General features: G+C 50.3%; 4 protein-coding genes. All 4 read left to right on the plus strand.

Annotation, left to right across the window (positions count from 1 at the left end):
* Positions 1 to 725: bifunctional 5,10-methylenetetrahydrofolate dehydrogenase/5,10-methenyltetrahydrofolate cyclohydrolase (locus AN618_RS12220; RefSeq protein ID WP_066355599.1), on the plus strand; the 725-nt coding region annotated here is incomplete at its 5' end.
* A gap of 18 nt (positions 726 to 743) precedes the next feature.
* On the plus strand, positions 744 to 1,394 hold the full coding sequence (locus AN618_RS12225) for a methylenetetrahydrofolate reductase C-terminal domain-containing protein (protein ID WP_066355601.1): 651 nt from the start codon (positions 744 to 746) through the stop codon (positions 1,392 to 1,394).
* Between the two features lie 13 nt (positions 1,395 to 1,407).
* On the plus strand, positions 1,408 to 2,280 hold the full coding sequence (locus AN618_RS12230; RefSeq protein ID WP_066355604.1) for a methylenetetrahydrofolate reductase: 873 nt from the start codon (positions 1,408 to 1,410) through the stop codon (positions 2,278 to 2,280).
* A gap of 22 nt (positions 2,281 to 2,302) precedes the next feature.
* The coding region (locus tag AN618_RS12235; RefSeq protein WP_157081762.1) for an FAD-dependent oxidoreductase at positions 2,303 to 2,814 on the plus strand (512 nt) is incomplete at its 3' end.

Here is a 2,814-nt window from a genome sequence, read left to right on the forward strand (position 1 = left end):
TGTCGTATATAAAAGGAGCCCAAAAAAGGTGCGCGGAGATTGGCATAGAAACCAGCGTCGTCCAGCTTCCCGAAAACACCACGGAAGAGGAATTTGTAAAAAAACTCCACCAGCTGAACGAAGATGAAACAATCCACGGCATACTCGTCATGCGGCCGCTTCCCGCTCACATCTTGGAAGACCGGGTAAAATACGAAATATCGCCCCGAAAAGACGTGGACTCTTTCAACCCGGTGAACATAGCGAAAGTGATGGGCGGGGAACAGGACGGGTTTGCCCCATGCACACCATCGGCCGTCATGGAAATACTCCACCACTACGGCATAGACCTCACCGGAAAGAGAGCCGTAATAGTGGGGCGCAGCATGGTGGTGGGAAGGCCGCTTGCCATGATGATGCTCAAAGAAAACGCCACCGTCACAATATGCCACACGAAGACAAAAGACCTGAAGGCCGAAACGACCCGGGCCGAAATCCTGGTTGCCGCCGCCGGCAAAGCCCGGATGATAAAAAAAGACATGGTATCCCCGGGCGCCATAGTGATAGACGTGGGCATAAACTTCGACGAAAACGGCAGGATGTGCGGCGATGTGGACTTTGAAGAGGTAAAGGAAATAGCGGGCAAAATAACTCCCGTTCCCGGCGGAGTGGGTTCCGTCACCTCCACGGTACTTGCAAAGCACGTCATCCAGGCCTGCAGGATGCTTTCGGCCAAGGAGGGTTGAAACAAGGAGGGTTGAAAAATGATAATAACAAAGCAAAAGCCTCTTGAAGAAATACTCAAAATGCTAAAAGACGTTCAAAACATATACATCACCGGCTGCAGTCTCTGCGCAACAAGCTGCATGACCGGCGGCGAAAAACAAATCCTCGAAATGAAAGAAAGACTCGAAAAAGAAGGAAAGAAAATAACGGGCTACGTTGTACTCGACCCCTCCTGCCACAAGCTCCAGGCAAGGGCCACGCTAAAAAAGCAAAAAAACGAGCTAGAAAAAGCCGATGCGATACTCTGCATGGCCTGCGGCGATGGTGCCCAAACCGTAAGCTCCATAGTAGATGAAATCCCCGTATACCCCGCCAACGACACCCTGTTCATCGGAGAAATAGAACGCATGGGACACTTTGCCGAAAAATGCCGGGCCTGCGGCGAATGCGAACTGGGTTGGACCTCAGGCATCTGCCCCATGACTCAGTGCGCCAAAGGCCTATTAAACGGCCCCTGCGGCGGCGCCAAGGACGGCAAATGCGAAGTAAACACAGAAAACGACTGCGCCTGGATACTCATATACGAACGCCTCAAAAAAGCGGGGAAGCTGGAACAACTAAAGCAAATAAAACCCCCCAAAGACCACAGCAAAACCCTGCACCCCATGAAAATCACCGTCAGCCGCTGAAAGGAGTGAAAAAATGGGCCTCAAAGAAAAACTCGAAAGCGGCGGCTTTGCCGTAACCGCCGAACTTGCACCCCCGAAAGGCACCGACACCACCCGCCTTGTAGAATGCGCAAAAGCCATAAAAGGCCGAGTAGACGCCGTAAACCTCACCGACTTTCAAAGCGCCGTAGTCAGGGTATCATCCCTTGGAGCGGCAATACTCATAAAACAGCAAGGCCTCGAACCCGTAATGCAGATAACCGGCCGGGACCGGAACAGGATTGCCATCCAGGGGGAGCTTTTATCTGCTGCAGCGGTGGGCATAAAAAACATCCTCGCCCTCACCGGCGACCACCCCGTATTCGGCGACAACAAACAAGCAAAACCCGTATTTGAACTCGACTCCGTAAACATACTCGAAACCGCCACATGCCTCATGCAAGGCAAAGACCTGGCGGGAAATCCCCTGAACGGAACACCGGAATTCTACCTCGGAGCCAGCGTAACCCCCCACTACGACCCCATAGAACTCCAGATAATCAAAATGGAAAAAAAGATAAAAGCGGGAGCAAAATTCTTCCAGACCCAGGCGATATACGACATACAAGACATGAAAAGACTAAAAGAAATGACATTGCACCTTGACGTCAAAATCCTGGCAGGAATAATACCCTTAAAATCAGCCGGTATGGCAGAATACATGAACAAAAACGTCCCCGGCATATACGTCCCCGAACACATAATCCAAAAACTCCGAAACTCCCAGGACAAAGTAAAAGAAGGGCTCAAAATCGCCGCAGAACTCATAAACCAGCTAAAAGACGGCAAATTATGCGACGGAGTTCACATAATGGCGATAGGCGCCGAAGAAAACGTACCCCTGCTTTTGGACATGTGCGGATTTTAGCCCATCGGGAAGGAGGGGAAAAATGTCAAAAGAGGTCATAGTAATAGGAGCGGGTCCCGGCGGATACGTAGCGGCCTTAAAGGCAGCAAAATTGGGTGCGCAGGTCACCGTAATAGAAAAAGACAAAGTAGGAGGGACCTGTCTAAACCGGGGATGCATCCCCACCAAAGCCCTGCTGGCATCGGCGGAAGTGCTTGCCACAATAAAAGAAGCCCAGCAATACGGCATCAAGATTGACGGCAGCATAACCCCTCAAATAAGCCAAATCATCGAAAGGAAAAACAGAATCGTCCAAAGGCTGCAAGAAGGGATAGAATATCTATTTGAAAAAAACAACGTAAAACTCATAAAAGGCAAAGCAAAACTAACCGGCAAAGAAACGGTACAGATACAAAAACAAGACGGAAGCTACGAAACCCTAAAGGCCGACAACATCATCATAGCCACCGGCTCAACCCCTGCAAAACTACCCGTATTCCCCTTCGACGGCAAAAAAATCCTCACCAGCGACGAAATACTCGACATAGACCATAT

Source organism: Fervidicola ferrireducens, from assembly GCF_001562425.1.
Classification (GTDB): Bacteria; Bacillota; Thermosediminibacteria; order Thermosediminibacterales; family Thermosediminibacteraceae; genus Fervidicola; species Fervidicola ferrireducens.